Consider the following 23264-nt stretch of genomic DNA (forward strand, 5'->3'; position numbering starts at 1 on the left):
GGCCGGATCACACGGCGGCGACCTGCCACAGGGCGAAGGCGGCCAGCCCCGCAGCGCTGGCGCGTTGGATCCGGCGGTGCCAGCGCGCGTCGAAGCGGGCCCGCAGCAGCCCGACGGCCATGCTCAGGCACAGCCACCACAGCGCGGAGCCCGCGAACACGCCGGCGACCATGGCCGCCGGTGCCGTCGTCGCCGCCGCCGAGCGGCCCGCCATGGCCCCGAAGACCGCGATGAAGGACAGGATCGTGGCGGGATTGGAGAGCGTCAGCGCGAAGGTGTGCGCGAAATCGGGCCAGCCGTTGCGCGCCGGACCGGTGCCGGCACCACTGCCGTCGCCAGCATGAGGAGTGACCGGCGCACGCGCGATATGCCACGCCATCCAGAGCAGGAAGGCCGCTCCCGCCCAGACGAGGGGCACCCTCACCGCCACCAGGGCGTGGACGAGCCAGTGCACCCCATAGGCGCCGAGCGCGCCGTAGACGGCATCCGCCGCGGCAGCGCCCAGCCCCGTGGCCAGCCCGGCGCGCGGCCCGTGCGCCAGGCTGCGCTGGATGACCAGGATGCCGATCGGGCCTACCGGTGCGGCGATCGACAGGCCGATCACCAGGGAGGGGAGAAAGACGTCGAGCAGTGCCATGCCAGCCATCGTAGGCAGGCCGGACGCGGCAACGAAGCCGATTCTTCCGGCCTGCCTGGCGTTTTGCCACTGTTTTTACGGACAATCCAGCCCATGACCGAACCACCCGTACTGGACGACAAGGCCTGGAAGCTGCTGCAGGCGCTGCAGGCGGACGGCCGTGCGCCGCTCAAGACCCTGGCCGAGGCGGCGGGCCTCTCGGTGGCTGCCACGGCCGAACGCCTGAAACGGCTGCAGGAGGCCGGGGTCGTGCGGGGCGTGCATGCCGATCTCGATCCTGCCAAGGTCGGACGGCCCATCCAGGCCCTCATCGGCATCACCGTCGGCCAGCCGCACAAGCGGGCATTCCTCGATGCGCTGCGCGGTCGCGCCGAGGTCCTCGAGTGCCATCACGTCACCGGAGCCGACTCGTACGTGATGGCCCTGGCGGTGGAGAACATGGCGGCGCTGGAGTCCTTCCTCGGAGACATCAACCGCTGGGGCGAGACACGCACGTCCATCGTCATGTCCACCCCCATCTCCCGGCGCGGGCCTGGCCCTGTCGCAGTCGGCGGCCGATGAAAAAACCCCGCCGTGTCGCCACGGCGGGGTCGCGTTTTCTTTCCAGTGCGGCAGCCGGCCCGGCTGCCGCGCAGGGGCATCAGCCCTGGGCGTTCTGCAGCGCGGCGATGCGCTCCTCGATGGGCGGATGGGTGCTGAACAGCTTGCCGATGCCGCCGGCGATGCCCATGGCCTGCAGGCCCTTGGGCAGTTCGGCAGGGTGCATGCCGCCCAGGCGGGCCAGCGCGTTGATCATCGGCTGCCGGCGGCCCATGAGGCGGGCGGCACCCGCATCGGCGCGGAACTCGCGCTGGCGGCTGAACCAGGCCACAATCATCGAGGCCAGGAAGCCCAGCACGATGTCGAGCACGATGGTGGTGACCATGTAGCCGATGCCGGGGCCGGAATTGTTCTCGTCGTTGCGGCGCAGGAAGCTGTCCACCGCGTAGCCGATCACCCGCGAGAGGAACACGACGAAGGTGTTCATCACGCCCTGGATCAGGGTCATGGTGACCATGTCGCCGTTGGCGATGTGGGCCACCTCGTGGCCGATCACGGCCTCGACCTCCTCGCGGGTCATGCCCTGCAGCAGGCCGGTGGATACCGCCACGAGGGCGTTGTTCTTGAAGGCGCCCGTGGCGAAGGCGTTCGGGTCGCCCTCGAAGATGCCGACCTCGGGCATGCCGATGCCGGCCTGGTCGGCGAACTTGCGCACGGTCTGGACGATCCAGGCCTCGTCGGCCGAGCCCGTGCCGTCGATCACGCGCACGCCGGAACTCCACTTGGCGATCGGCTTGCTCATGAGCAGCGAGATGATGGCGCCGCCGAAGCCCATGATGAAGGCGAAGCCGAGCAGCGCCCCCAGGTTGAGGCCGTTGGCCGTCAGGTAGCGGTTGACGCCGAGCAGGCTGGCGACGATGCCCAGCACCACCACGACGGCAAGGTTGGTGAGCAGAAAGAGCGCGATGCGTTTCATCGAAGGTTCTCCACGAAGGGGAAGCGTTGGGTGCAGGGGGAAGAAGCGGCCTGGTACCGGACCCGACACGACAGTAATCTGGGGATGTCGTGCGGGCGTTCAAGCCGCCGTGTCAGCGCGGAGGGACCCCTGTTGTGTACTGTGATGCGGGGCGTGCGCTGCGGAACACGGAAGAGTCATCATAGAAGCAAAAGTTCTCGTTCCCCGCCCACCAGCCGGGCACCCCCAGCACCGGAAGGGGTGTGAAGGGTTTGGTCTCCAGCAGCTCCGGCTCCAGGCGATCCTCCAGCCAGCCGTCGATGTCAGCTACTGTTTCAGGAGCATCCGGCACCAGCAGCACATGGGCGGTGAGCGGCTTGCGAGGCACGGTGAGCTGCTCCAGCAGGGCATGGCCGAAGATCTCCAGGCGCGCCTGCCGCCAGAGCGGCCGCAGGTCCGCGAACAGCCGGCGCCATGCGCGGGCCGCCAGCGCCTCCCGCAGCGCCCGGGGGGCGAACAGCACCGCGCCGTTCTCATCGAAGACCGTGAGCGCATCCCGCAGCGGGCCGCGCATGGCTCCGACGCCCTGTGCGGCGATGGCACCGGCCTGCAGGGCGTTGAGCCGGCGCTTGGCCCGCGGGTAGTGCAGCCAGATCAGGCCGTTGAAGAAATCGTGCAGGTTGTCTCGGGTGGGGACGGTGCCGGTGGCATGGATGAAGCTTTCGTAGGGCACGCCCTTGTCCAGTAAGGATTGGGGTACGAAGCGCACCCTGTATCCGGAGCCCCGCGTGGCGGATAGGCTCATCCCTTCCGCCATGACTTCCCCGAACGGCCGATTCAATGCCTGCGTAAGCGGCGCTCCGGCATACCAAGCAGACTCCACCTGGGTACCGAGAGACGACAACGGCTGCAGCCACGGAGGCACAGCAGCGAAAACACGGGATGCCGCCACTCAACGCGGAGGCAGGATGTAGCGCACGGTATTGGGCTGGCGAGAGGGCAGCAATTCGAAATGGTGCGGGAATTTCTTGAAGAGCTTGGTGGAAGCCGCGTTTTTGCCGAGCAGTTTGGCGTCGTGGAGCAGCTTCACGATCTCGCCCAGGGGCTGTATGTTTCCGCCCGCCAGTGCCGGGGCATGGCGCAGGATGTGCTGCACCGTGACTTGTTCGAGGGGTTCGGCAGCGTTTTTGGCGCGCGGCCCGGGGGCAGGGGCGGCGGATTTCCTGGCCGCAGGCGTTGCCTTCTTTGCGGGCGCCTTCTTCACAGGCACCTTTTTGACGGGCGCCGGGGCAGGCTCACCGCTCGCAGCAGTCTTGCCAGTCGCTGCACGCTTGACGGGCGCGGCCTTCCTGACGGGAGCCTTCTTGGCCGGCACGGCGGACTGCGGGACTGTGATCGGAGGCAGGGCCTGCGCATCGGTATCTGCCGCGGAGACCGGGACAGCGGCCGTCTCCGGCATTGCAGTTCCCACGAAAAGCACCTTGTCGTAAGCATCGACAGCCTCCGGGGCCATCTTGCCTCTTTCGGTGACGCAGACCACCCGGAAACCGCGCTCTCGCAGACGCAGCACCAGCGGCACGAAATCCGCGTCGCCGGATCCGATGGCGATCGTCGCGGGCCGCGGTGTTGCATAGGAAAGCTCCATGGCATCGACAGCCAGGGCAACGTCCGTGGTGTTCTTCGAAAGAGAAAGATTCACATAAGGACGGATCAGCCGCGTGCGCAGCACTTCCGCCAGCCCCTTGAGTTTTTCGGGACTTCCATAGGCACGCCGCAAGGACGTGCGTCCCTCCGAGTTCTCCAGCACACGGCATGCCTCGTCAACCCAGGAAGGTGCGCACAGGTTGTCTGCATCGATGAAAAACGCCGTCATCGGTATCTCCCTCTGTCTTTCGCGTACCGAAAATCGCCGCCCGATGGTCCGGTCACGACACAGCTCGCCACGCCAGTGCCTCGCCCGAGCGCAGCGGCTTGAGCAGCGCTTCGCCGAAGGGGAAGCTCTCGGGCGGTGTCCACGATTCGCGGCGCAGGGTCAGCGTGCCCTGGTTGCGCGGCAGGCCGTAGAAGTCCGGGCCGTGGAAGCTGGCGAACCCCTCCAGCTTGTCCAGCGCGCCCACGCTGTCGAAGGCCTCGGCGTACAGCTCCATGGCGGCATGCGCGCTGTAGCAGCCCGCGCAGCCGGTGGCATGCTCCTTCAGGTGGGCGGCATGCGGCGCGCTGTCCGTGCCCAGGAAGAACTTCGGGCTGCCGCCGGTGGCGGCCTCCACGAGGGCGAGCCTATGCGTTTCGCGCTTGAGCACCGGCAGGCAGTAGTAGTGCGGCCGGATGCCGCCCGTGAAGATGGCGTTGCGGTTGTAGAGCAGGTGCTGCGGCGTGATGGTCGCCGCCGTGAAGGCGTCGCTGGAGGCCACGTACTGCGCGGCCTCGCGCGTGGTGATGTGTTCGAAGACGATCTTGAGCTCCGGGAAATCGCGGCGCAGCGGGATCAGCTGGCGGTCGATGAACACGGCCTCGCGGTCGAAGAGGTCGATCTCGCTGCCCGTGGCCTCCCCATGCACCAGCAGCAGCAGGCCGGCCTTCTGCATCGCCTCCAGCACCGGATAGATCTTGCGCAGCTCGGTCACGCCGGCATCGCTGTTCGTCGTGGCCCCGGCGGGATAGAGCTTGCAGGCGACGATGCCGGCCTCCTTCGCGCGCGCCATCTCCCCGGGCGGGAGGTTGTCGGTGAGGTAGAGCGTCATCAGCGGCTCGAACGACACGCCCTGCGGCACGGCGGCCAGGATGCGCTCCCTGTAGGCCAGCGCCTGGGCGGCGGTGGTCACCGGGGGCCGCAGGTTGGGCATGATGACCGCGCGGCCGAACTGCGCCGCCGTATGGGGCACCACGGTCAGCAGGGGCTCGCCGTCGCGCACGTGCAGGTGCCAGTCGTCGGGCCGGGTGATGGTGAGGGTGTCCACGGAAGCGGATGCGGGAAGGGTGGGGTGTGCGGCAGCGGTCATGGGCGCCGATTCTCCCACCGGGCGCGCCCATAAAAAACCCTGTCCGCCGTGAGGCAGGACAGGGTGAAACCCCAGTCATTGGGGCGAGGGGGGGATCCGAGGCGCCGGGCATCGCTGCTCGGCATGGATGTGATCGTATGCAGCAGGGCCGGACCCGGTTGTGGTCCGTGGGCGGCTGGCCGCGTAGGACTGCGTGCCATGGCCCGCACCTGCGGATCAGTCGATGGCCGGGAATTCCACGGTGAAGCGCGCGCCGCCTTCGGGGCGGTTCTCCACCCGCACGCTGCCGCCCTGGCGCTGCACCAGGGCCTTCACGATCGACAGGCCCAGGCCGGAGCCTTCGCCCCGCCGCCCGGGATCGTGGGGGAAGCGCTCGAAGGGCCGCTCCAGCAGGCGTGCCGGCATGCCGGGGCCCGCATCGCTCACGCGCAGCACGACGCGGTCGCCTTCCCCTGCCACCTCGACCTCCATCCAGCCGCCCGCCTCCGCGTGGCGCAGCACGTTCTCGACGAGGTTGAACAGGATCTGGCGCATGCGGTCCGGGTCCACCATGGCATGGGGCCCCGGGGCATGGGGCAGCCGCAGCGCCAGTTCCACGCCGTGGTCCTCGATGCGCTGCGCATGCAGCGCCACCGCATCGCGCACCAGCTCGGACAGGTCCACCGCACGGGTTTCCAGCGACAACTGGTCCGCCTCCGCCATGGACAGCGTATGCAGGTCGCCCACCAGCCGCCCCAGGTATTCGACCTGCTCCAGCAGCGCGCGGGACTCTTGTGCATCGGCCTCGATCACGCCGTCGCAGATCGCATGCAGGCGCGCGCGCAGCACCGTGAGCGGCGTGCGCAGCTCGTGCGAGATGGAAGCCGCATGGGCGCGCCGCTCCCTGGCCGAGCGCTCGAGCGCATCGATCATCTGGTTGAAATGCCGGACCATTTCCGCCATCTCGTCGTGGTAGCGCCCCGGCTGGGCACGCACCGAGAAATCCCCCATCGCCACGTGGGACGCCACCTCGGCCATCGACGCCAGCGGCAGCGTGACGATGCGCGACACCCAGAACCCCACCACGAGGCCGATGGGCAGGCAGATCACGAGCCCCACCACGAGGGACCACTTCTCGCCGAACAGCAGGTCGCCGTGCCAGTACTGGCCGTAGATCTCCATCGCCCGCGGGCTGTCTTCCATGTCGCGGTCGCGCAGGCCGTCGAGCTCGACCTGCACGTCGGAGGGCAGGCTGCGGTAGAAGTCGCGGTACTGCACCTCGGAAAACAGCATCACGCTCGCGGCCAGGAGCGCCATCGTCGCCAGCACGGTGGCGGCGATGCACACGCCGAACCGCACCCAGACCCGGCTGAACAGCGACCCCTGCGCGGCCGGTGCGCGGTGCTCAGGCAACGGGACCCTCCCCGGGCCAGAGCCGGTAGCCGATACCGCGCACGGTCTCGATGAGCTCCCCCTGCCCCGCCTGCTGCAGCTTGCGGCGCAGTTTGGAGAGGTGGGAATCGATCACGCGGTCGAGCGCATCGCTCTCCGGAAGGCAGTGCTCGATCAGGTGGCTGCGCGAGAAGCAGCGCCGGGGCTGCGCCGCCAGGCAGGCCAGCAGCCGGTACTCGGTCAGCGTCAGCGGCAGCGGCACGGCCCGCCCGTCGTCGCCGTGGGCGAAGGCGGCGTGGGCCTCCTGGTCGATCTCGATGCGACCCACGCGGATGCGCTGGGCGGCCCGGGCCGGTGCGGAGGGCTGGGCCTGCACGCGCCGCAGCACGGCCCGCACCCGGGCCACCACCTCCGGCGGGCTGAAAGGCTTGACCACGTAGTCGTCCGCCCCCAGGCGCAGGCCGACCAGCTTGTCCACGTCGTCGGCCAGTGCCGTCACCATGATCACCGGCGTCTGGCCGTCCTCGCGGATGGCGCGCAGCAGGTCCAGGCCGTCCATGCCGGGCAGGTGGATGTCCAGCAGCACCATGTCGGGCTTGAGCTGGCGGAACAGCCGCAGCGCCTCCAGGCCGTCATGGGCCTGGTGGGCGCGCAGTCCGTCGCGCTGGAGATAGGCGGAGAGGATGGTGGCGATGCCCGGCTCATCCTCGACGACGAGAACGAGCGGGCCGGAGGCCTGCGGGGCAGCGGGAAGGTTCATGGCGTCGGGAGGTGCTGGGCGGAATTATCCACAGCTGCCGGGCATGCCGTGCAAAGCCCCGCATCTCCATGAAGCCTCCATATGCCATGCAAGGCGGCTCAAGCTTGGGACGGTCCAATCCAGCCATCGCCATGGGCTTCTCCGCCCTGGCCCCACCCTGCCAATGTAACGCCGCGCGTGCTTCTTCCGTCCCCCATTCCACGTCCGCTCCGCCTCGGCCTGGCTGCCGCGGCGATCGCGTTCCTGGCCGGCTGCTCGGCACCGGACATCCGCCGCCCGGAGGCGCCCGCCCTGCCCGCCACCTGGACTTCGCCCGTTCCGGACGGCACCGCCGCGGCACCGGAGTTCCGCGCCTGGTGGAAGGCCTTCCACGATCCCGCCCTCGACGCGCTGGTGGACGAGGCGCTGCAGAAGAACCTCGACCTGGCGATCGCCGCCCACCGGCTGCGCGAAGCCCGCCTGCAGGCCGGGCGCGCGGCCGTGCAGTTCCGTCCCTCGTTCGGCGCAGGCGCGCGCACCCTGCAGGACATCGAAGCCACCGACAGCTATTTCCACGCCAGCATCGACATGGTCTGGGAGCTGGGCCTGTTCGGCGCCGCAGACAGCGCGCGGGCATCGGCCGTGGCGGACCGCGACGCGGCCGTGGCGGACGGCCAGGGCGCGCGGGTCGCCGTCGTGGCCGAGGTGGTGCGCGATTACCTGGACCTGCAGGCCGCGCGCCGGCAGCTGCAGCTGCTCGACCGGCAGGCTGCGCTCGACGAACGGGCCGCCCGGCTGGCGGAAGTGCGCCGGCGCACCTGGACCGGCGCCACCGACGAGGTGGCCCAGGCCGGGGTGCAGCGCGCCCGCACCCGCGCCGCCCGGGCCGAGCCCGAACAGGCGCGCGCACGCGCAGCCCAGTCGCTGGCCGTGCTGCTGGACCGCGTGGCGCCGGACCCGGCCTGGAGCGCCGGCCCCGCCCGCGTGCCCACGCTGGCACCCTTCGCCTTCTCCGCGCTGCCTGCCGACCTGCTGCGCACGCGCCCGGACGTGCAGGCCGCGGAAGCGGCCGTGCGCAAGGCCGCGGCCGAGGTGGGCATGGCCCGCTCTGAGCTGTACCCGCGCGTCGCCATCACCGGCTCGCTGCTGTACGCCTACAACCTCACGCGCAACCGCCGCACCACCAGCGACAACGTGCCCGCCATCGGGCCCACCATCGACATCCCGCTCTTCGACTGGGGGCGCCGGCGCATGCAGGTGGACGCGCAGCAGGAGGCCCTGCAGGCCGCGGCGCTGACCTACCAGCGCACGGTGCGCGGCGCCGTCGCCGAAGCCGAAGGCGCCCTCTCCGCACTGGCGGCCCAGCAGAACCGGGCGGATGCCCTCGCGGAGGCGCAGCCCGCGCTCGCCGAGCGCGTGCGTGCCGGCGGCGTCCAGGCCCGTCTCGGCCTGGCCAGCGAATACGACGGACTCGCCGCGCAGCGCGCGGCCCTGCAGGCCGAAGCCGAATGGGCCACGGCCCAGGATGCGCGCTCGCTGGCCTTCGTCGCGCTGTACAAGGCGCTGGGCGGCGCACCGCTCCCCTCCGCGCCGGCCGACGACGGAGAGGCGCCATGATCGCCCTGGCCCGCAAGACACTCATCCACGAGTGGCGGCGGTTCGTGCCCGCGGTGTTCGCGGTGGGCTTCTCGTGCGTGCTGCTGGTGGTGCAGGCCGCCCTGGTGCTGGGCATCTTCGGCAGCGCGGCGCTGTACGTGCGCGCGTCGGGCGCCGACCTCTGGGCCGGCTACCCCGGCACGCAGAGCGTGAATTTCGGCCGGGCGATCGGCAGCGACGTGGACCTGCGGCTGGCCATGGACCCGGCGGTCGTGGCCACCGAGCCCTACCTCTGGGTGGACGCGGACTGGCGCAGCGCGCAGGCCGGCAGCGGCGGGGTGTCGATCTACCTGTCGGGAATCCGCTCCGCCCCGGACGGCATGCTGTTCTCCCACCTGCTCACCGGCTGGCAGCGCGCGGCGCTGCGTGCGCCCGGCGCCGTCATCGTGGACCGGGCAGACCTTTCCACGCTGGGCACCAACGTGGGCGGCACGGCCTGGATCAACGCCCACGAAGTCCACGTCGTGGCCGCGGTGGACGGGCTGCGCGGCCTGGGCGGAGCGAACGTGCTGTCGTCGATCGACACCGCCCGCGAGATCGCGGGTACCGGTTCGGCGACCGCGCCCACTTACGTCGTGGCCCGCACCCGCACGCCGGAGCAGGCCAGGGAGGTCCAGGCGCGGTTCTCCGCCGGAGCCCCGGGCTTCGGCCCGTTCGAGGTCTGGACGGCCCGCCAGTTCGCCCGCCGATCCCAGCTGTACTGGCTGCTGGACACGGGCGCGGGCGTGGCCGTGCTGTTCATGGTGGGCATCGTCTGCCTCGTGGGCACGGTCGTCACCAGCCAGTCGCTCATGGGCGTGGTGGCCGGATCGGCCCGTGAATACGCCGTGCTCAACGCGCTAGGCGTGAGCCGCCGCTCGCTGGGCCGGCTGGTGATCGAGCAGGCCTGCTGGATCGGCGGACTGGGCCTGCTGCTGGGTGCCGCCGCCAGCACCGGGCTGCTGTGGCTCGCCATGTCGCAGGGCGTGCCGGTCGCGATGACGACCGCCACCGCCCTGGCCTGCGCGGGCCTGGTCGCGCTCGTCGCGCTGCTTTCGGGCCTCCTGGCCATGCGCGGCCTCATGGCCGCCGATCCCGCCCTGCTGCTGCGATGAACACCCACGCCCCCCGCTCCCCCGCGCCGCCGCCCGGCGCCGCCCCCAGCCTGCAGGCGGTGGACCTGCAGAAATCCTTCGTCTCGGGCGTCGTGCAGGTACCGGTGCTGCGCCAGCTGTCCCTGTCCATCCTCCCCGGGGAACTCACCCTCATCTCCGGTCCCTCGGGCTGCGGCAAGAGCACGCTGCTGTCGCTGCTGTCCGGGCTGCAGCAGCCGGACGCGGGCAAGGCCTACGCCCTGGGCGAAGACCTGGGAGCGCTCGGCCCGCGCGCGCTGGAGCGCTTCCGGCTGCAGCACACGGGCTTCGTGTTCCAGGGCTTCAACCTTTTTCCCGCGCTGACCGCCCTGGAGCAGGTCCAGCTGCCCCTGGGCTACCTGGGCCTGGGCGCCAGCGAAAGCGCGCGCCAGGCACGGCGCGCCCTCGACGAAGTGGGCATGTCGCAGCGCGCGCACATGCGCCCGGCCCAGCTGTCCGGGGGCGAGAAGCAGCGCGTGGCCATCGCCCGCGCCATCGCCAAGTCGCCCCAACTGCTCTTCGCCGACGAACCCACCAGCGCGCTGGATGCCGACAGCGGCCAGCGCGTCATCGACATCCTCCACCGCATCGCGCGCGCCCACGGCACCACCGTGCTGTGCGTGAGCCACGACCCGCGCCTCGTCCGCCATGCCGACCGCGTGCTCGGCATGGAAGACGGTGCCATCCGCAGCGACTGGCGCCAGCCGGACGCCATCACCCCATGAAACGCCTCTCCCTTCCCCTCGGACCGCGCGCCGCGCGCGGCGCCGCCTGCGCGGCCTCCGCCCTGGCCCTGGCCTGGCTCGCAGCCTGCACCGACCGTGGCACCCCCGCGCAGATGCCCGCGCCCGAGGCGCCCGCGTCCGCTCCGGCCTCCGGCGCGGCCAACGGCGTGGCCATCGCCCGCGGCCGCATCGAGGTCCAGGGCGGAATGCTCGACCTCACGCCCCTGCAGGAAGGCGTGGTGGACTCCGTCGCCGTGCACGAAGGCCAGGCCGTGAAGCGCGGCCAGGTGCTGCTGCGCCTGGCCGGAACCGGCCTGCAGGCCGAGGCCGATGTGGCGCAGGCGGAACTGCAGCTGGCGGAAGCGCGCGAACGCGCACGCGCCCAGCAGGTGCCGGCACTGCGCCGCACGGCCGCCCGCCTCGCCGAAGCCGCCGCCGCCAACGCCGCCGAACCGCAGCGCGCCGATGACGCGGCCCAGGCCCTGCGCGCCGCCGAATCCGATGCCGCCGTGGCGCGCGCAGAGGCCGAAGTGGCGCGCAAGAAGCTCGCCCAGGTGCGCGGCCAGCAGGCCCGCCTCGAGCTGCGCGCTCCCGAGGACGGCACCGTGGTGCATGTCAGGACCCAGGCCGGCGTGCGCCTGGCTGCCGCAGCAGGCAGCCATGCCGCGATCACGCTGCTGCCGCACCGGCCGCTGATCGTGCGGGCGGAGGTCAACCAGAACTACGCAGCCGCGGTGAAGCCGGGGATGCGCGCCATGGTCACGACCGACGGCGACGCCGCCCCGGTCGCCCTGCCCGGCGCGCGGGTGGCGCGCATCAGCCCCGTGCTCGGCGCGTCGCGGCTGCAGGAGGACGCCCAGCGCGGCCCGATGCGGGTCGTGGAATGCGTGCTCGAATTCGACAGCCCTCCGGAAGCCCGCCCCGGACAGACCGTGCGCGTGAGCTTCCTTCCCCTGAAGCAGGAATGACCCCCATGAAGACTGCGTCCTTTCCCCTGTCCTCGCTCCGGCGTCCGTCCCTTCCCGCCCAGGAATTCGCGGCGGGCCCCGCGGGCTGGATGATCCAGTGCGATTTCGACGGCACCATCAGCATCCGTGACGTCACCGACTCCCTGCTGCAGCGCTTCGGCCAGCCCGGCTGGCAGGCGCTGGAAGACGCCTGGGAGCGCGGCGAGATCGGTTCGCGCGAGTGCATGAAGGGCCAGGTCGCGCTGCTGGACATGGACCGCGCCGAACTCGACGCCCATCTCGAGACCATCGAGGTCGATCCGCATTTCGCCGCCTTCGTGCGCGAGGCCCAGGCGCTGGGCATGCCGGTGCAGGTGGTGAGCGACGGCATCGACTACGCCATCCAGTCCGTGCTCGCCCGCCATGGCCTGGACGGACTGCCCGTGATCGCCAACCGCCTCGTGCAGGCCGGCCCGCGCCAGTGGCGCCTGGAGTCGCCCTGGGCCAGCGGCAGCTGCGCGCGCGCCAGTGGCAACTGCAAGTGCGAGCGCCTCGCCGAGCAGCGCGCCCTGCACGGGCGGGTGCTTTTCGTGGGCGACAGCACGTCGGACTTCTGCGTCTCCGGCCGTGCCGACTTCGTCTTCGCCAAGTACAAGCTCATCGCCCATTGCGAGAGCCGCGGCATCGCCCATGCGCCGTTCAGCGACTTTTCCGACACGCTGGAGATGCTGCACCAGCTCGACGCACTGGCACCGCGCCAGCTGGAGGTGGCATGAACGCGGCCGCAGCGACCCTGCGGGCCATGGACGACAGCGCCCTGGCCCGCCCCGCCGCCCCTGCGGCCCTCCATGGCACCGAGCACGAATACCTGCTGGAGGGCCACGGACCGCTCGCCACCACGGGGATCCTGCTGATCCATGGCCTGACCGGCACGCCCAACGAAATGCGGCTGCTCGCCAAGGGCCTGCACCGCGCGGGCTTCACCGTGCTCGCGGTGCAGCTGGCCGGCCACTGCGGCACGCAGGACGACCTGATCGCCACGCGCTGGCAGGACTGGGTGGCCAGCGCCCGGCGCGGCGCGGACCGGCTCATGCAGCTCACCGGGCAGCCGATCGTCGCCTGCGGCCTGTCCATGGGCGCACTGCTGGCGCTGGCGCTGGCCATAGAGCGGCCGAGGCAGGTGGCCGGCGTGGTGGCGCTTTCCACCACCTTCCGCTACGACGGCTGGAGCATGCCGGCCTATACGCGCCTGGCCTTCCTGCTGCCGCTGTTCCGGGCCTTGGGGCTGGGCCGCCGCAGCGTCTTCATGGAAGCGCCGCCCTACGGCATCAAGGATGAAGCCTTGCGCGAGCGCGTGGTGTCGCAGATGCATTCGGGCGACAGCGCAGCCGCCGGCCTGCCGGGCAACCCCTGGTGGTCGGTGATCGAGTTGCGGGCGCTTTCCGCCTACGTGCGGCGCAACCTCGGCGCGGTGCGCGCGCCCTGCCTGGTGATGCACGCCCGCAACGACGACATCGCCGCGGCAGGCAACGCCCAGGACATCGTGCGCGGCGTGCGCCATGCCCCGGTGGAACTGGTGCTGCTGGACGACAGCTACCACATGATCACCATCGACCGCGACCGCCGCACGGTGCTCGCGCGCACGATGGCTTTCGCCGAATCGATCGCGCAGCAGCAAGCGCGACACCCGGGGGGCGCCGCGCCATGACGCCTTCGGACGGCGGCGGCATCACGCCGCTGGTGGCGCTGCTCTGGGTGCTCAACATGCTGGTGGACACGGGCGGGCAGCTGGCCTTCAAGGCCGCGGCCACGGCCGATCCGCGCGCGGGCACGGGCCTGGCGCGCTGGATCTGGATGGCGCGCCGGCCCTGGATCTGGGTCGGCATCGGCTGCTACGTGGCCGAATTCCTGGTCTGGCTGGCGTTCCTGTCCCTCGTGCCGCTGTCCGACGGCGTGCTGCTGGGCTCGATCAACATCGTGGCCGTGATGATCGCCGGGCGCTTCCTGTTCCGCGAGAAGCTCTCGCCGATGCGCGTGGCGGGCATCCTGCTGGTGTCGGCGGGCGTGGCCGTCGTCGGCCTGAAGGGGTGACGCCGTGCGACGCTTCTACGCCATCGGCTTCCTCGTCCTCGTCGCCTTCGACACGCTCGCGCAGATCAGCTTCAAGCTGGCGGGCGAACATGCGCTGCCGCTGGAGTTCTCCGGCGCCTGGCTGGCGCGGGTCTTCGGCCAGCCCTGGATCTACGGCGCCTTCGTCGGCTACGTGGGCGCATTCTTCACCTGGATGACGCTGCTGGAGCACGCGCCCATTGGCCCGGCCTTCGCGGCATCGCACCTGGAGGTCGTCTCCGTGCTGGCGCTCTCGGCCCTCCTGTTCAACGAGCCCATCGGCTGGCCGCAGCTGCTGGGCGCCATGCTGATCGCCGCCGGCATCGCCTGCCTGGCCCGCAGCGAGGCCGAGGAGCAGGCGCCGCCAACCTCCGCCCCGCCCTCGCCCCATGGCGCCTGAGGCGCCGCCCACCGCCGGCCTGCCGCTGGGCTGGCGCGACCTCCTGCCCGGCGGCGATGCCGACCTGGGAAGCGCGCTGGCACGCTTCCTGGACGTGCCGGCCGTGCAGGTGGAATGCTCCGGCACCGCCGCGCTGGTGGTGGCGCTCACGGCCCTGCGCGAGCGCGAGCCCGCGCGCGACGAGATCATCGCCCCGGCCTACACCTGTCCCCTGGTCGCCCTGGCGGCAGCGCACTGCGGCCTGCGGCTTCGGGCCTGCGAACTGCGGCCCGCCAGCCTGGACCTGTGCCCGGAAGCGCTGGCCGCGCTCTGCGGTCCGCGCACCCTGGCCGTGCTGCCCACCCACCTGGCGGGCCGCGTGACCGACGTGGCCCCCGTGCGCGCCCTCGCCCATGCGGTGGGCGCCCGCGTCATCGAGGACGCGGCCCAGGCCCTGGGGGGGCGCGAGGCCGGCGGCGCCTGCATCGGCACCACGGGCAGCGACATGGTCTTCTTCAGCCTGGCCGTGGGCAAAGGGCTCACGATCTACGAAGGCGGTGCGCTGGTGGTGGCCGATCCCTCCCTGCGCGCAGCCTGCGCGCGCGCCGCCCGCACGGTGGCCCCCTGGCGCTGGGGCTGGGAGCTGCGCCGCAGCGCCGAGCTGCTGGGCTATGCCGCGCTCTACCGCCCGGCCGGCCTGCCGCTGGCCTACGGCCTGCCGCTGCGGCGGGCGCTGGCCCAGGGCGATCGCATCGCTGCGGCGGGCGACGATTTCGACGATGCCATCCCGCTGCACCGGGTCGGCCGCTGGCGCCGCGCCGTGGGCGTGCGCGCACTGGCCCGCCTGCCCGCCTGGCTGGCCGAGGGCGAGGCACGGGCTCGGCACCGCATGGCCCTGCTGCGCGAGCGCGCTCCCGGACTGCACGTGATCGGGGACAGCGGCGCCGTTCCGGGCGCGCGGGGCACCTGGCCCACGCTGCTGGTGCTGCTGCCCGACGCCGCCCGCCGCGAAGCCGCCATCGCCGCACTGTGGGGCCGGGGCCTGGGCGTGAGCCTGCCCTTCGTGCATGCCCTGCCCGACTACCCGCGCTATGCGCGGCACGTCGCCCCCGGCCTGCAAGAGGGGGGCTGGCCGCATGCCCGGGATTTCGCTGCGCGCGTGCTCGCCATCGGCAACAGCCCCTGGCTGGACGACGCCGGCTTCGACCGTATCTGCGCGGTGCTGCAGCAGGTGCTGCAGGCCGGCGGATGATCCGGCCCGCCGGATCGACGCGCCGTCAGCCGTCCGTCTCCAGCATATCGAGCAGCCACATGTTGAATGCCGCCTGCGCGGACTGCCAGGCCGGCAGGTCGGCATGCTCCGTGCCGGTCTGCTGCCCGTCGCCCGCGCTCAGCCACCGCTTCCAGGCCGTGGCATAGCGGTGGGTGGAGACGTCGCCCGTTACATCGCTGCCCACGACGCAGTCGCGCAGGCCGGCGATGACCGCCGCGGCATGGCGCGTCTCCAGCGTGCCCTGGTCCCAGTTCGTGCGCACCACGCGCGGGGAAAACACATCCTTGTCCACGCTGAAGTACGTGGGCACCCGCTGCCGCTCGAGCATGCGCGCCAGTTCGCCGACCAGGGCGTCCGCGTCGGGGAACGCGCGGAACCGGTCCGCGATGCCCAGCCAGCGCGCCCAGCGCGTGTCCACGCCGCTGCTCCAGTAGGTGAGCCGGCCCGCGCGCAGCGGCGCGAGGTAGTTCTCCCAGGCATGGCCCGTGCCGATATCGCCCGAGGTGATGCCCACCACGTGCACATGCGACACCTGGGGCAGCAGCGCCACCCGCCGCACCCACGAGCCGCAATGCACCCCGAAGGGAAAGCGCATGTTGTCCGGGTGGTTGTCCAGCACCACCACCCGCAGCGGCTGCGCCGGGGAGAACCCGTGGGCGGCAATGCAGCGCTCGATGAGCGGCCAGCTCAGGTGGTGGAAATCACCGCTGCCCATGAACACCGTACCGTGCGCCGCCACCGGCGGCATGGCCTGCTCCAGTGCCTGCCGGAACGCGCGCATGGTGCCCATGCCGCAGCCGAAGCGGATGCGCTCCTGCCACGCCTGCGCCAGCGGCAGGCGGACCTCCCCGGGCAGCACGCCCACGGAACCGTCCACGTCGAGCACCACCGGGGGCCGCGCCGCGCCGCTCATGCCGCGTCCTCCACACTGTCCTTCCAGCGACGGTCACTCTCGAAATGGCCCGAGAACCGCCGGGCCAGCGCGCGCAGCAGCGGATTGCGCACATAGACGGCATGCCGCGTCCAGGTGAAGGACGCGCCCAGGCTGCGCTTGACCTCGGGGTCGGTCCAGCCCGCGATGTAGTGGGTCAGGCCCCGTTCGACCGCGTATTCCAGGTTGACCATCCAGCTCACGAAATACAGATTGACCTCGCGCGCGGCGGGGTAGGACAGGCCGATGTACTTGTCCACGAGGCGCCCTGCGTGCTCGTAGCAGAGGTTCCAGCCCAGCAGCGCGCCGGTGCCGGCGTGGCGGTACTCGAAGACGATACCGCCGCTGCCGCCGTCGCGCAGCACCGCGGCGAAGAAATCCCGGGTCAGCCGGTCGAAATGCACCTCGCTCTGCGCATGCACGGCCTCGTAGAGCGCATAGCAGGCATCCACCCGCGCGTCGTCGGCATAGGCATCGCCCGTGGGCACGCGCTCGATCTGCAGTTGCGACCGGCTGCGCAGCTTGCGCCGCAGGTTGCTGCGGCGGCTGGAGGACAGGCGCGCCAGATACTCGTCCAGGTTGCCGAAATCGATCGGCACATAGGCCAGCGCCTGGCCCTCCACCAGCACGAAGCCCTGCCGCACGCAGGCCTCGGCCAGCGCCTGGGCATAGGCGTTGTCCTCCGGAGCCAGCAGCGGCGAATCCTGTGGAAGATCCTTCGCGATCACCAGCGCGAAATCACGGCCCGGTCCCGTGCGCAACGCCGCGGCGACCGACTCCGGCGCCGCGCCCTGCGGCAGCGGGGCGTACTCCGTCACCGTGGTGCCCGCGAAGGCCGTGCGCACGCGCAGCCACCGCGACCAGCGCTCGAACAGCGGCCAGCCGCGCAGCCGCGCCTTGAACTCGTCGTCCGCCGTCGTCAGCAGGTCGAACGGCGCCGAGAACACCGGCACCGGCAGCCCCTCCAGCCAGGCGAACCCTTCCGGCGGATGCGCGCCGGCATGCGCCACGAGCGACTCCGGCTCCAGCCGGTTGCGCCAGCGCATTGGCTGTCAGGCTCGCTTTGCCTGGGTCAGGAGCTGGTCCAGCAGCACCATCGCCTCGTCGATCTCGGCGCGCGAGATCATCAGCGACGGCGCGAAGGTGATCACGTTCTTGTAGTAGCCGCCCACGTCCAGCACCAGGCCGCGCTTCTGGCCCTGGTACTCCAGGTTGCCTTCCAGGCCGATGTCCACCATCTTGTCCAGCAGCGCCTTGTTGGGCGTGAAGCCGTCCTCGGTGCAGATCTCGGCGCGCAGCGCCAGGCCCAGGCCGTCCACGTCGCCGATCTCCTTGTGGCGCTTCTGCAGCTCCTTCAGGCCTTCGAGGAAGTAGGCACCGGATTCGCGCACCTGCTTGCCGAAGTCGATCTCGTGCGTCATCTTCATCACTTCCAGGCCCAGGGCCGTGCCCAGCGGGTTGGAGGCGAAGGTGGAATGGGTGGAGCCGGGCGGGAAGATCTTCGGGTTGATCAGTTCCTCGCGCGCCCACAGCCCGGACAGGGCGTTGAGGCCGTTGGTCAGCGCCTTCGCGAAGACCAGCACGTCGGGCTTGATGCCGAAGTTCTCCACCGACCAGAGCGTGCCGGTGCGCCAGAAGCCCATCTGGATCTCATCGACCACCATCAGGATGCCGTGGTCGTCCAGCACCTTCTTGAGGCCCTTGAAGAAGTTCGGCGGCGGCACGACGTAGCCGCCCGTGCCCTGGATGGGCTCGACATAGAAGGCCGCGTACTCGCACTGGTTGGTCTTGGGGTCCCAGACGGCGTGGTACTCGTTCTCGAACTTGCGGGCGAACTCCCGCACGATCTGGTCCGAATACTCCTCGGCCGTCATGCCCTTGGGGCGGCGGAAGGGATAGGGGAACGGAATGAACTGCGCGCGGTCGCCGAAATGGCCGAAGCGGCGGCGGTAGCGGTAGCTGGAAGTGATGCTGGATGCGCCCAGCGTGCGTCCGTGGTAGCCGCCCTCGAAGGCGAACATCAGGCTCTTGCCGTTGCTGGCGTTGCGCACCACCTTCAGCGAATCCTCGATGGCCTGCGCCCCGCCCACGTTGAAATGCACGCGGCCGTCGCTGCCCCACTTGCGCTTGGCGTCCTCGGCGATGAACTTGGCCAGTTCGATCTTGGTCGGGTGCAGGTACTGGCTGGCGACCTGGGGCAGCGCCTGCAGCTGATCGATCATCTTGGCTTCGAGACGCTTGTTCTTGTAGCCGAAGTTCACGGCCGAATACCACATCTGCAGGTCGAGGTACTGCGTGCCGTTGTCGTCCTGCATGTAACTGCCATCGCAGCCCGTGAAGATCTTGGGCGGGTTCACGTAGTGGACGGTATCGCCGAAGGAGCAGTACTTGGCTTCGTCCGCGAGGAGCTGGGCAGCGTCGATGGTCATGGAGGGAAAAATCCGCAACGAGAAAGGAATGGGCGCGAGTCTGCGCAGCCAACCTTGATCGACTATCGAGCGTTTGTGTGCGATTTGTGCAGATGGTGGAGAACGCGTGGGGAGGCGGCTGCCGGCACAGGCGGAACGCGGCTCGGCCGCGGGCAACCCTTTCTTACAGCATGCCCGGCCGTGGGCCATTAGATTTCGCGCCGAGGAGGGACAACACATGCAGAACACCTGCTGCAGGGTTGTGGTGATGCGAAGCGCACATCCACTGCGCAGCACGTCAAGAGGATAGAACAAGCGCGCTCGGAATCGTGGTGCATCAAGCCGCCGTATTTTTGCTCCCCCTGGGCACAGTGCGTATCGCCAGCACAAGCGTGCATCACCTGCTGAATATGCTCTCTTGAATACTTTACCGGATTACCCTTCGGCACAAAGAACCGAAACATTTCTCGCATCGAAATTCTAAAAAATATACAGCACAACCTAAAGACGACGCTCAAGTGACTACAGCCCAGTGACTATACCAGTCGAAATACATTGTCACGGCACTCAAATTAATAAATAAGAGGGATTTTTGTGATCGACATACTGCAAGACACGCTTTCATCAATCAGCGGTAGTTCGAAGAAAAAAGAACCAACTTACCAAACAAGAATTTTTCAGTTACGAGACATTCCCAATGTCATGCGCTCAAGGCTGGGATGGCCTGTGGCTGCCAGTTTGATGGAAAAGTGGTTCAAAGGAGCACCATTTGCGATGCCAGCAGAAATGAAGGAAAGTCGTGGAATATATCCATTAAAAATTTTGAGTCAAGCTCACCTCGATGAGTCCTTAATCAAAATGTCCTGGGCCCTTCAATTCAACAGGGTACGTACGGCGATGCGACAGTTGCAGAACACGTGGTCCAGTCCCGCGGGAATCAAGCAGCTAAAAGTGAGAGTGGATCGTGCCGCACCAGCACATGCCGGCCAGTGCTGGCGATTCGGCAATTTGGGACTTCCCGCAAAGGAACTGGATGATTCCTGTCAGGTGAATTTCTTGCTTTTTGGGAAGATGGGAGACCCCATGGACGACTTCTATGGCGCCATGGGCGAGGCCCAGATAAAGATTGCAGTCTCTGGCATTGTGACATCCATGGAAAACAAAAAGGCATCGATTGAAGTTGATGAACTGGGCTTCTATCTGCGGGATTCCTACGATTTCCAGGACGGCAACAATTTTATTTCTCAACCCCTGGGATGCTGGGGATTCAATGGGGTTGAGTGCAATACCTCCTTGCGGGGTGCCATCAAAATTGGAGACGAGATCGCGGATATCTCACCCGACACAGCGGCCGAACGCAAATACTTGGTGCAAAATTCAGATTTTCAGAAATGGCGGGCAAAAAACCAACACGGTGGGGATTTCATGGTCTTATCCGATGTGCATCGTGTGCGCCTGCCATTTCCGCAAAAGTTCGAAATTTAAAAATGACAAGAGACAACAAAATAATGAGGACCCAGACACTCTGGATGGTCCTTGCCATTGGACTGGCGGCTTTCGTTTGGTATGCCAGCAAGCCCGTCTTCAAAGGCTCAGAAACCAGCCCAATGAATGTTTATCGCGTCGAATACTATGACGCTTCGCCCATCCAGCGCATCCTGCATTACAAAATGAAGATTCCTTCATTTGTAAGGCTGTACCGCATCCAGCCTGAAACCCTGCTAGGGGAGAGTGAGATTGTCGACCTTTGGATGAACGGAACACTTCATTGGTGGACCGATCCCCCATCACATGCCGTAGTGGTTGGTAGCAGTGTGGTGTTCGAAAACATACCGGCAGAGTGCCCGGCCGCCACCAGTTGCCCACGCTGACAGTCAACGAGTCCACCCTTTCCTCAAATGCTCTCGCTGCAGTACCTCATCGATGAAATCACCCAGACGCTGACCATCCCGAAGACGGAAATCCACCGCCATCCCGACGTCAGCCACAAGAACCGCACGGAAGCCGCTACCGCGGCATGGCAATGATGCAATTCGGCGTGAACCTGCGCAGTGCCTCCCTCTGTTTCCTGGTGCTGGTCCATGCCGGCGCTTCAGCTCAGCCCATGAAGGCCGGCCCCCCGTCCCGGTCCATCGCCCCCCTGGGCGCAATCACCCTCCCACGCGCCGTGGAACCTGCACCCGGCAGCGATGCCGACTGCTCCGGCCGGGTCGTCGACGAGCAGCGCATTCGCTATTTCTGGGACCATGCGGTGGAGGGGCCGGCCTCCGACTTCCAGCGTGACTTCGACCTGGCCGACTGCGCCGCATCGCCCCGCCTGCATCTGCGCAAGGGAGTGCATGGCGTGCCGCACCTGCATGACGCCACGGGGTGGGGGGTCCTGGAATGGAAAGGCGCCACGCGATATTTCCGCTGCGCTTCATGCGAAGGCATCCTGGGCCGGAATTTCCGCCCCGATGCACCCCGATAGCGCGCGAAGCGCACCCACTGCCGCGAAAGGCGCTTCCGCGGACTCGGAAAAGCGCATGCCGCTTCGCGCCGGATGCCCACCGGCCCCGCCTTCCACTCTCCAATGAGGCACCATGAATCTGCGTACTTCTTCCTGGATGCTGGGGGGCGCCGCCCTGTTGCTGCTCGCGGCGGGACTGGGCTTTCTGCGGCCGGGCACGGCCGAGGAATCCTCCGGCACACGCGAGGCTGCGGAAGCCGCCCATGCCTCCCGGCCCCTGTCCGCGGACCTGCTACGGGAATACAACCGGGCCGGCCGCCTGGATGGGTTCGTCCGCCAGGCGCTTTCGCATCCTGAGGCGGGAGGCGTGTTCTATGCCGTGCAGGCGCTGCGCCGGTGCCACGGCATCGCGGGCGCCGAGGCAGCTACAGCAGGCCCGGCCTCCCGCGAGGCCCGCGCGGCAGCGGAGACCCTGCGCCAACGGTGCGCGGGCCTGTCGGCAGAGGACACGGGAGACCGGCGCATCGCCCGGCTCGCCGCGGACGGCCTGCGCCGCAAGGACCCCTTGCTGGCCATGGCCCTGCGCGCGGGCAAATCCGCCTACCAGGCCCCGGAGCGGCGCCAATCCCTGCTGTCCGACCTGCTGGCAGCCGGCGACCCGCTGCTCGTACAGGACGTCGCCACGCGCCTTGCGGTCCGCACCGATGCCGGCACGGGCACGCGCGGCTACCGGTTCGAGGGCGTCTTCCATCCCCAGTCGCAGGACGACGGCATGGAGTTCGCCTTCTACCTCCTGCCCTGCGGGCTGGGCCTGGACTGCACGCAGGCCACCGACTGGGACCTGCTGGCCCGCTGTGCCAACGGATTCGAATGCGCCGCGAACCGCCAGGACTATGTGCAGGCCGCGCTGCGCGACCGGCCTGGCGCCTACGAGCGCACGATGGCGCTGTACCGCCGCATGCTCGACGCGATCCGCGCCGGGCGCATCGACGCCTTCGCCTGAGGCACGGGCGCGGCTTCGCATGTCCGCGGAGTCTTTCGGACAGCGCATGCCGCACGCTCCGGGCCGCTGCGAGAGTGCAATTCCCCACATTGCAAGGAACTGCATTCATGGCTATTTCATCGATCTCCTCCTCGCGGCTCCAGGGCGTCCAGGCGCCTGGTGCGCAGGACCCCGCCGGCACCCAGGCCCTGCTCGCGCAGGTGCTGATGGCACTGCTCGAAGGCCTGCTCCAGAAGCTGACCAAGCATCGCCAGGCGCAACCTTCCGAACAGGGCGGCAGCACGGCTTCCGGCGAAGGCAACCGCAGCGGCGGCAGCGGCAGCGGCGGTGGTAGCGGCAGTCCGTCCGGCGCCGCGCCATCGGCAGCCCCGGCACCGGCCGCCGCTCCCGCCTCCGGCTCCACACCCGCGGCCTCCGGCTCCGGCGACGCCCCACCCGTGGCAACCGGCGACCTCGGATCGAAGAGCGTGGACGAGGCCCAGGGCAAGGTCCATCCCAAATTCCTGCCGGTGCTGCGCGGCGACGAGCAGCAACAGGACGCCAAAGTCCGGACGCAGGCCGACTTCGGCCGTGCGGTGGACGAGACCGCCAGGGAATACGGCCTGGACCCCAGCGTCTTCCGCGCCCAGCTGCAGTCGGAGTCGGGGGCCTTCACCCAGGGCTTCCGCAAGGCGATGCAGCACGAGGGCGACCTCGACCGCGCCGGCGACAACAACACCTCGATCGGCCTGGGCCAGATCTCCCGCAAGTTCATGGACGGCCGCGAATGGTCCGCCGACGGCCCTGGCAACAGCCGCGTCGGCGGCCAGAAGGTGCCTTCCGAGCAGTACGAGAAGAGCGTGACCGTGCAACTGCGGATGGCGGCCTCCAACATGGCGCAGCGCATCGCGGACCACGGCGGCCTGAAGCAGGGGCTGTCCTACTACGTCTCGGGCGATGCCAATCCCGCCAACCCCAAGGCGCAGGAATACCTCCAGCACATCAACGAGGCGCTGCGCAACCCCGAGGTGACGAACCCGGGCCGCTGAGCG

Annotated in this window: 26 protein-coding genes; 16 read left to right on the top strand and 10 right to left on the bottom strand. The window is 69.2% G+C overall.

Annotated elements, in window-relative coordinates; genetic code table 11:
* Nucleotides 1-7: 7 nt before the first annotated feature.
* Nucleotides 8-637: a LysE family translocator gene (locus ACGHC0_RS21985; protein ID WP_415266773.1), complete on the bottom strand. Its 630-nt coding sequence runs from the start codon at nt 635-637 to the stop codon at nt 8-10.
* A gap of 93 nt (nt 638-730) precedes the next feature.
* On the opposite strand from ACGHC0_RS21985, the gene ACGHC0_RS21990 reads away from it, so the two are divergent.
* The gene (locus ACGHC0_RS21990; protein WP_288469576.1) at nt 731-1198 is read left to right on the top strand and encodes an Lrp/AsnC family transcriptional regulator; all 468 of its coding nucleotides are present in this window, start codon (nt 731-733) and stop codon (nt 1196-1198) included.
* Between the two features lie 79 nt (nt 1199-1277).
* Here the strand turns inward: ACGHC0_RS21990 and htpX are convergent, their stop codons facing one another.
* The 6 genes from htpX to ACGHC0_RS22020 form a co-directional block, all read right to left on the bottom strand.
* Nucleotides 1278-2153, bottom strand: a complete 876-nt coding sequence (htpX, locus tag ACGHC0_RS21995) for a protease HtpX (RefSeq protein WP_368352959.1) — start codon at nt 2151-2153, stop codon at nt 1278-1280.
* Between the two features lie 112 nt (nt 2154-2265).
* Entirely contained in the window at nt 2266-2949 is a 684-nt protein-coding gene (locus ACGHC0_RS22000) for a DUF3025 domain-containing protein (RefSeq protein ID WP_368352960.1), read from the bottom strand.
* 135 nt (nt 2950-3084) lie between these two features.
* Complete coding sequence (locus ACGHC0_RS22005; protein WP_368352961.1) at nt 3085-4005, bottom strand: NYN domain-containing protein; 921 nt, start codon at nt 4003-4005, stop codon at nt 3085-3087.
* 52 nt (nt 4006-4057) lie between these two features.
* Nucleotides 4058-5131, bottom strand: a complete 1074-nt coding sequence (pyrC, locus tag ACGHC0_RS22010; RefSeq protein WP_368352962.1) for a dihydroorotase — start codon at nt 5129-5131, stop codon at nt 4058-4060.
* Nucleotides 5132-5347: 216 nt separating this feature from the next.
* Nucleotides 5348-6523 (bottom strand): sensor histidine kinase, encoded by a 1176-nt coding sequence (locus tag ACGHC0_RS22015; RefSeq protein WP_368352963.1) that lies wholly within the window; start codon nt 6521-6523, stop codon nt 5348-5350.
* Nucleotides 6516-7262, bottom strand: a complete 747-nt coding sequence (locus ACGHC0_RS22020) for a response regulator (RefSeq protein ID WP_107130526.1) — start codon at nt 7260-7262, stop codon at nt 6516-6518. Before ACGHC0_RS22020 ends, ACGHC0_RS22015 begins: the two co-directional genes overlap by 8 nt.
* A gap of 177 nt (nt 7263-7439) precedes the next feature.
* On the opposite strand from ACGHC0_RS22020, the gene ACGHC0_RS22025 reads away from it, so the two are divergent.
* The 9 genes from ACGHC0_RS22025 (at nt 7440) to ACGHC0_RS22065 (ending at nt 15421) form a co-directional block, all read left to right on the top strand.
* A complete protein-coding gene (locus tag ACGHC0_RS22025) occupies nt 7440-8858 on the top strand; it encodes an efflux transporter outer membrane subunit (protein WP_415266774.1) in 1419 nt (472 codons plus the stop codon).
* A complete protein-coding gene (locus ACGHC0_RS22030) occupies nt 8855-9991 on the top strand; it encodes an FtsX-like permease family protein (RefSeq protein ID WP_368352965.1) in 1137 nt (378 codons plus the stop codon). Before ACGHC0_RS22025 ends, ACGHC0_RS22030 begins: the two co-directional genes overlap by 4 nt.
* Complete coding sequence (locus tag ACGHC0_RS22035) at nt 9988-10734, top strand: ABC transporter ATP-binding protein (protein WP_368352966.1); 747 nt, start codon at nt 9988-9990, stop codon at nt 10732-10734. Before ACGHC0_RS22030 ends, ACGHC0_RS22035 begins: the two co-directional genes overlap by 4 nt.
* The gene (locus ACGHC0_RS22040; RefSeq protein WP_415266775.1) at nt 10731-11702 is read left to right on the top strand and encodes an HlyD family secretion protein; all 972 of its coding nucleotides are present in this window, start codon (nt 10731-10733) and stop codon (nt 11700-11702) included. Before ACGHC0_RS22035 ends, ACGHC0_RS22040 begins: the two co-directional genes overlap by 4 nt.
* 89 nt (nt 11703-11791) lie before the next feature.
* Nucleotides 11792-12457, top strand: coding sequence for an MtnX-like HAD-IB family phosphatase (locus ACGHC0_RS22045; protein ID WP_368355685.1), 666 nt, complete (start codon nt 11792-11794; stop codon nt 12455-12457).
* On the top strand, nt 12454-13389 hold the full coding sequence (locus ACGHC0_RS22050; protein ID WP_415266776.1) for an alpha/beta hydrolase: 936 nt from the start codon (nt 12454-12456) through the stop codon (nt 13387-13389). Before ACGHC0_RS22045 ends, ACGHC0_RS22050 begins: the two co-directional genes overlap by 4 nt.
* Nucleotides 13386-13772: an EamA family transporter gene (locus ACGHC0_RS22055; protein ID WP_368352968.1), complete on the top strand. Its 387-nt coding sequence runs from the start codon at nt 13386-13388 to the stop codon at nt 13770-13772. The genes ACGHC0_RS22050 and ACGHC0_RS22055 overlap by 4 nt, the downstream gene beginning before the upstream one ends.
* A gap of 4 nt (nt 13773-13776) precedes the next feature.
* Nucleotides 13777-14190 (top strand): DMT family transporter, encoded by a 414-nt coding sequence (locus ACGHC0_RS22060; RefSeq protein ID WP_415266777.1) that lies wholly within the window; start codon nt 13777-13779, stop codon nt 14188-14190.
* Nucleotides 14180-15421: a DegT/DnrJ/EryC1/StrS family aminotransferase gene (locus ACGHC0_RS22065; RefSeq protein WP_415266778.1), complete on the top strand. Its 1242-nt coding sequence runs from the start codon at nt 14180-14182 to the stop codon at nt 15419-15421. The genes ACGHC0_RS22060 and ACGHC0_RS22065 overlap by 11 nt, the downstream gene beginning before the upstream one ends.
* A 25-nt stretch (nt 15422-15446) precedes the next feature.
* Here ACGHC0_RS22065 and ACGHC0_RS22070 read toward each other — a convergent pair whose 3' ends face one another.
* The 3 genes from ACGHC0_RS22070 to ACGHC0_RS22080 are packed head-to-tail and all read right to left on the bottom strand — an operon-like array spanning nt 15447 to nt 18802.
* Entirely contained in the window at nt 15447-16355 is a 909-nt protein-coding gene (locus ACGHC0_RS22070) for a hypothetical protein (RefSeq protein ID WP_368352971.1), read from the bottom strand.
* A complete protein-coding gene (locus tag ACGHC0_RS22075; RefSeq protein WP_415266779.1) occupies nt 16352-17419 on the bottom strand; it encodes a peptidogalycan biosysnthesis protein in 1068 nt (355 codons plus the stop codon). The genes ACGHC0_RS22070 and ACGHC0_RS22075 overlap by 4 nt, the downstream gene beginning before the upstream one ends.
* A gap of 6 nt (nt 17420-17425) precedes the next feature.
* The gene (locus ACGHC0_RS22080) at nt 17426-18802 is read right to left on the bottom strand and encodes an aspartate aminotransferase family protein (RefSeq protein WP_415266780.1); all 1377 of its coding nucleotides are present in this window, start codon (nt 18800-18802) and stop codon (nt 17426-17428) included.
* A gap of 573 nt (nt 18803-19375) precedes the next feature.
* Between ACGHC0_RS22080 and ACGHC0_RS22085 the strand changes: the two genes are divergently transcribed.
* The 6 genes from ACGHC0_RS22085 (at nt 19376) to ACGHC0_RS22110 (ending at nt 23261) form a co-directional block, all read left to right on the top strand.
* On the top strand, nt 19376-20266 hold the full coding sequence (locus ACGHC0_RS22085) for a DUF6402 family protein (RefSeq protein WP_415266781.1): 891 nt from the start codon (nt 19376-19378) through the stop codon (nt 20264-20266).
* A gap of 44 nt (nt 20267-20310) precedes the next feature.
* Nucleotides 20311-20652 carry a hypothetical protein gene (locus ACGHC0_RS22090; RefSeq protein WP_415266782.1) on the top strand — a complete coding sequence of 114 codons (342 nt, stop codon included), beginning with the start codon at nt 20311-20313 and terminating at the stop codon, nt 20650-20652.
* Between the two features lie 27 nt (nt 20653-20679).
* Nucleotides 20680-20808 (top strand): hypothetical protein, encoded by a 129-nt coding sequence (locus ACGHC0_RS22095; RefSeq protein ID WP_368352975.1) that lies wholly within the window; start codon nt 20680-20682, stop codon nt 20806-20808.
* Nucleotides 20799-21251 carry a hypothetical protein gene (locus ACGHC0_RS22100; RefSeq protein ID WP_415266783.1) on the top strand — a complete coding sequence of 151 codons (453 nt, stop codon included), beginning with the start codon at nt 20799-20801 and terminating at the stop codon, nt 21249-21251. The genes ACGHC0_RS22095 and ACGHC0_RS22100 overlap by 10 nt, the downstream gene beginning before the upstream one ends.
* 112 nt (nt 21252-21363) lie before the next feature.
* Nucleotides 21364-22233 (top strand): hypothetical protein, encoded by an 870-nt coding sequence (locus ACGHC0_RS22105; RefSeq protein ID WP_368352978.1) that lies wholly within the window; start codon nt 21364-21366, stop codon nt 22231-22233.
* A gap of 107 nt (nt 22234-22340) precedes the next feature.
* Nucleotides 22341-23261: an FmdB family transcriptional regulator gene (locus ACGHC0_RS22110; RefSeq protein ID WP_368352979.1), complete on the top strand. Its 921-nt coding sequence runs from the start codon at nt 22341-22343 to the stop codon at nt 23259-23261.
* Nucleotides 23262-23264: the final 3 nt, after the last annotated feature.

The sequence above is a fragment of the Acidovorax sacchari genome (assembly GCF_042847045.1).
GTDB lineage: Bacteria > Pseudomonadota > Gammaproteobacteria > Burkholderiales > Burkholderiaceae_C > Paracidovorax > Paracidovorax sacchari.

Bases quoted from the DNA above. Each gene is read 5' to 3' on its own strand.
- ACGHC0_RS22005 (WP_368352961.1), bottom strand. From the start codon at position 4,005: ATGACGGCGTTTTTCATCGATGCAGACAACCTGTGCGCACCTTCCTGG.
- ACGHC0_RS22070 (WP_368352971.1), bottom strand. From the start codon at position 16,355: ATGAGCGGCGCGGCGCGGCCCCCGGTGGTGCTCGACGTGGACGGTTCC.
- ACGHC0_RS22105 (WP_368352978.1), top strand. From the start codon at position 21,364: ATGAATCTGCGTACTTCTTCCTGGATGCTGGGGGGCGCCGCCCTGTTG.
- ACGHC0_RS22055 (WP_368352968.1), top strand. From the start codon at position 13,386: ATGACGCCTTCGGACGGCGGCGGCATCACGCCGCTGGTGGCGCTGCTC.
- ACGHC0_RS21990 (WP_288469576.1), top strand. From the start codon at position 731: ATGACCGAACCACCCGTACTGGACGACAAGGCCTGGAAGCTGCTGCAG.
- ACGHC0_RS22110 (WP_368352979.1), top strand. From the start codon at position 22,341: ATGGCTATTTCATCGATCTCCTCCTCGCGGCTCCAGGGCGTCCAGGCG.
- ACGHC0_RS22065 (WP_415266778.1), top strand. From the start codon at position 14,180: ATGGCGCCTGAGGCGCCGCCCACCGCCGGCCTGCCGCTGGGCTGGCGC.
- ACGHC0_RS22050 (WP_415266776.1), top strand. From the start codon at position 12,454: ATGAACGCGGCCGCAGCGACCCTGCGGGCCATGGACGACAGCGCCCTG.
- ACGHC0_RS22045 (WP_368355685.1), top strand. From the start codon at position 11,792: ATGATCCAGTGCGATTTCGACGGCACCATCAGCATCCGTGACGTCACC.
- ACGHC0_RS22035 (WP_368352966.1), top strand. From the start codon at position 9,988: ATGAACACCCACGCCCCCCGCTCCCCCGCGCCGCCGCCCGGCGCCGCC.
- ACGHC0_RS22000 (WP_368352960.1), bottom strand. From the start codon at position 2,949: ATGGCGGAAGGGATGAGCCTATCCGCCACGCGGGGCTCCGGATACAGG.
- ACGHC0_RS21985 (WP_415266773.1), bottom strand. From the start codon at position 637: ATGGCACTGCTCGACGTCTTTCTCCCCTCCCTGGTGATCGGCCTGTCG.
- ACGHC0_RS22080 (WP_415266780.1), bottom strand. From the start codon at position 18,802: ATGACCATCGACGCTGCCCAGCTCCTCGCGGACGAAGCCAAGTACTGC.
- ACGHC0_RS22040 (WP_415266775.1), top strand. From the start codon at position 10,731: ATGAAACGCCTCTCCCTTCCCCTCGGACCGCGCGCCGCGCGCGGCGCC.
- ACGHC0_RS22090 (WP_415266782.1), top strand. From the start codon at position 20,311: ATGGTCCTTGCCATTGGACTGGCGGCTTTCGTTTGGTATGCCAGCAAG.
- pyrC (WP_368352962.1), bottom strand. From the start codon at position 5,131: ATGACCGCTGCCGCACACCCCACCCTTCCCGCATCCGCTTCCGTGGAC.
- ACGHC0_RS22030 (WP_368352965.1), top strand. From the start codon at position 8,855: ATGATCGCCCTGGCCCGCAAGACACTCATCCACGAGTGGCGGCGGTTC.
- ACGHC0_RS22095 (WP_368352975.1), top strand. From the start codon at position 20,680: ATGCTCTCGCTGCAGTACCTCATCGATGAAATCACCCAGACGCTGACC.
- ACGHC0_RS22020 (WP_107130526.1), bottom strand. From the start codon at position 7,262: ATGAACCTTCCCGCTGCCCCGCAGGCCTCCGGCCCGCTCGTTCTCGTC.
- htpX (WP_368352959.1), bottom strand. From the start codon at position 2,153: ATGAAACGCATCGCGCTCTTTCTGCTCACCAACCTTGCCGTCGTGGTG.
- ACGHC0_RS22075 (WP_415266779.1), bottom strand. From the start codon at position 17,419: ATGCGCTGGCGCAACCGGCTGGAGCCGGAGTCGCTCGTGGCGCATGCC.
- ACGHC0_RS22100 (WP_415266783.1), top strand. From the start codon at position 20,799: ATGGCAATGATGCAATTCGGCGTGAACCTGCGCAGTGCCTCCCTCTGT.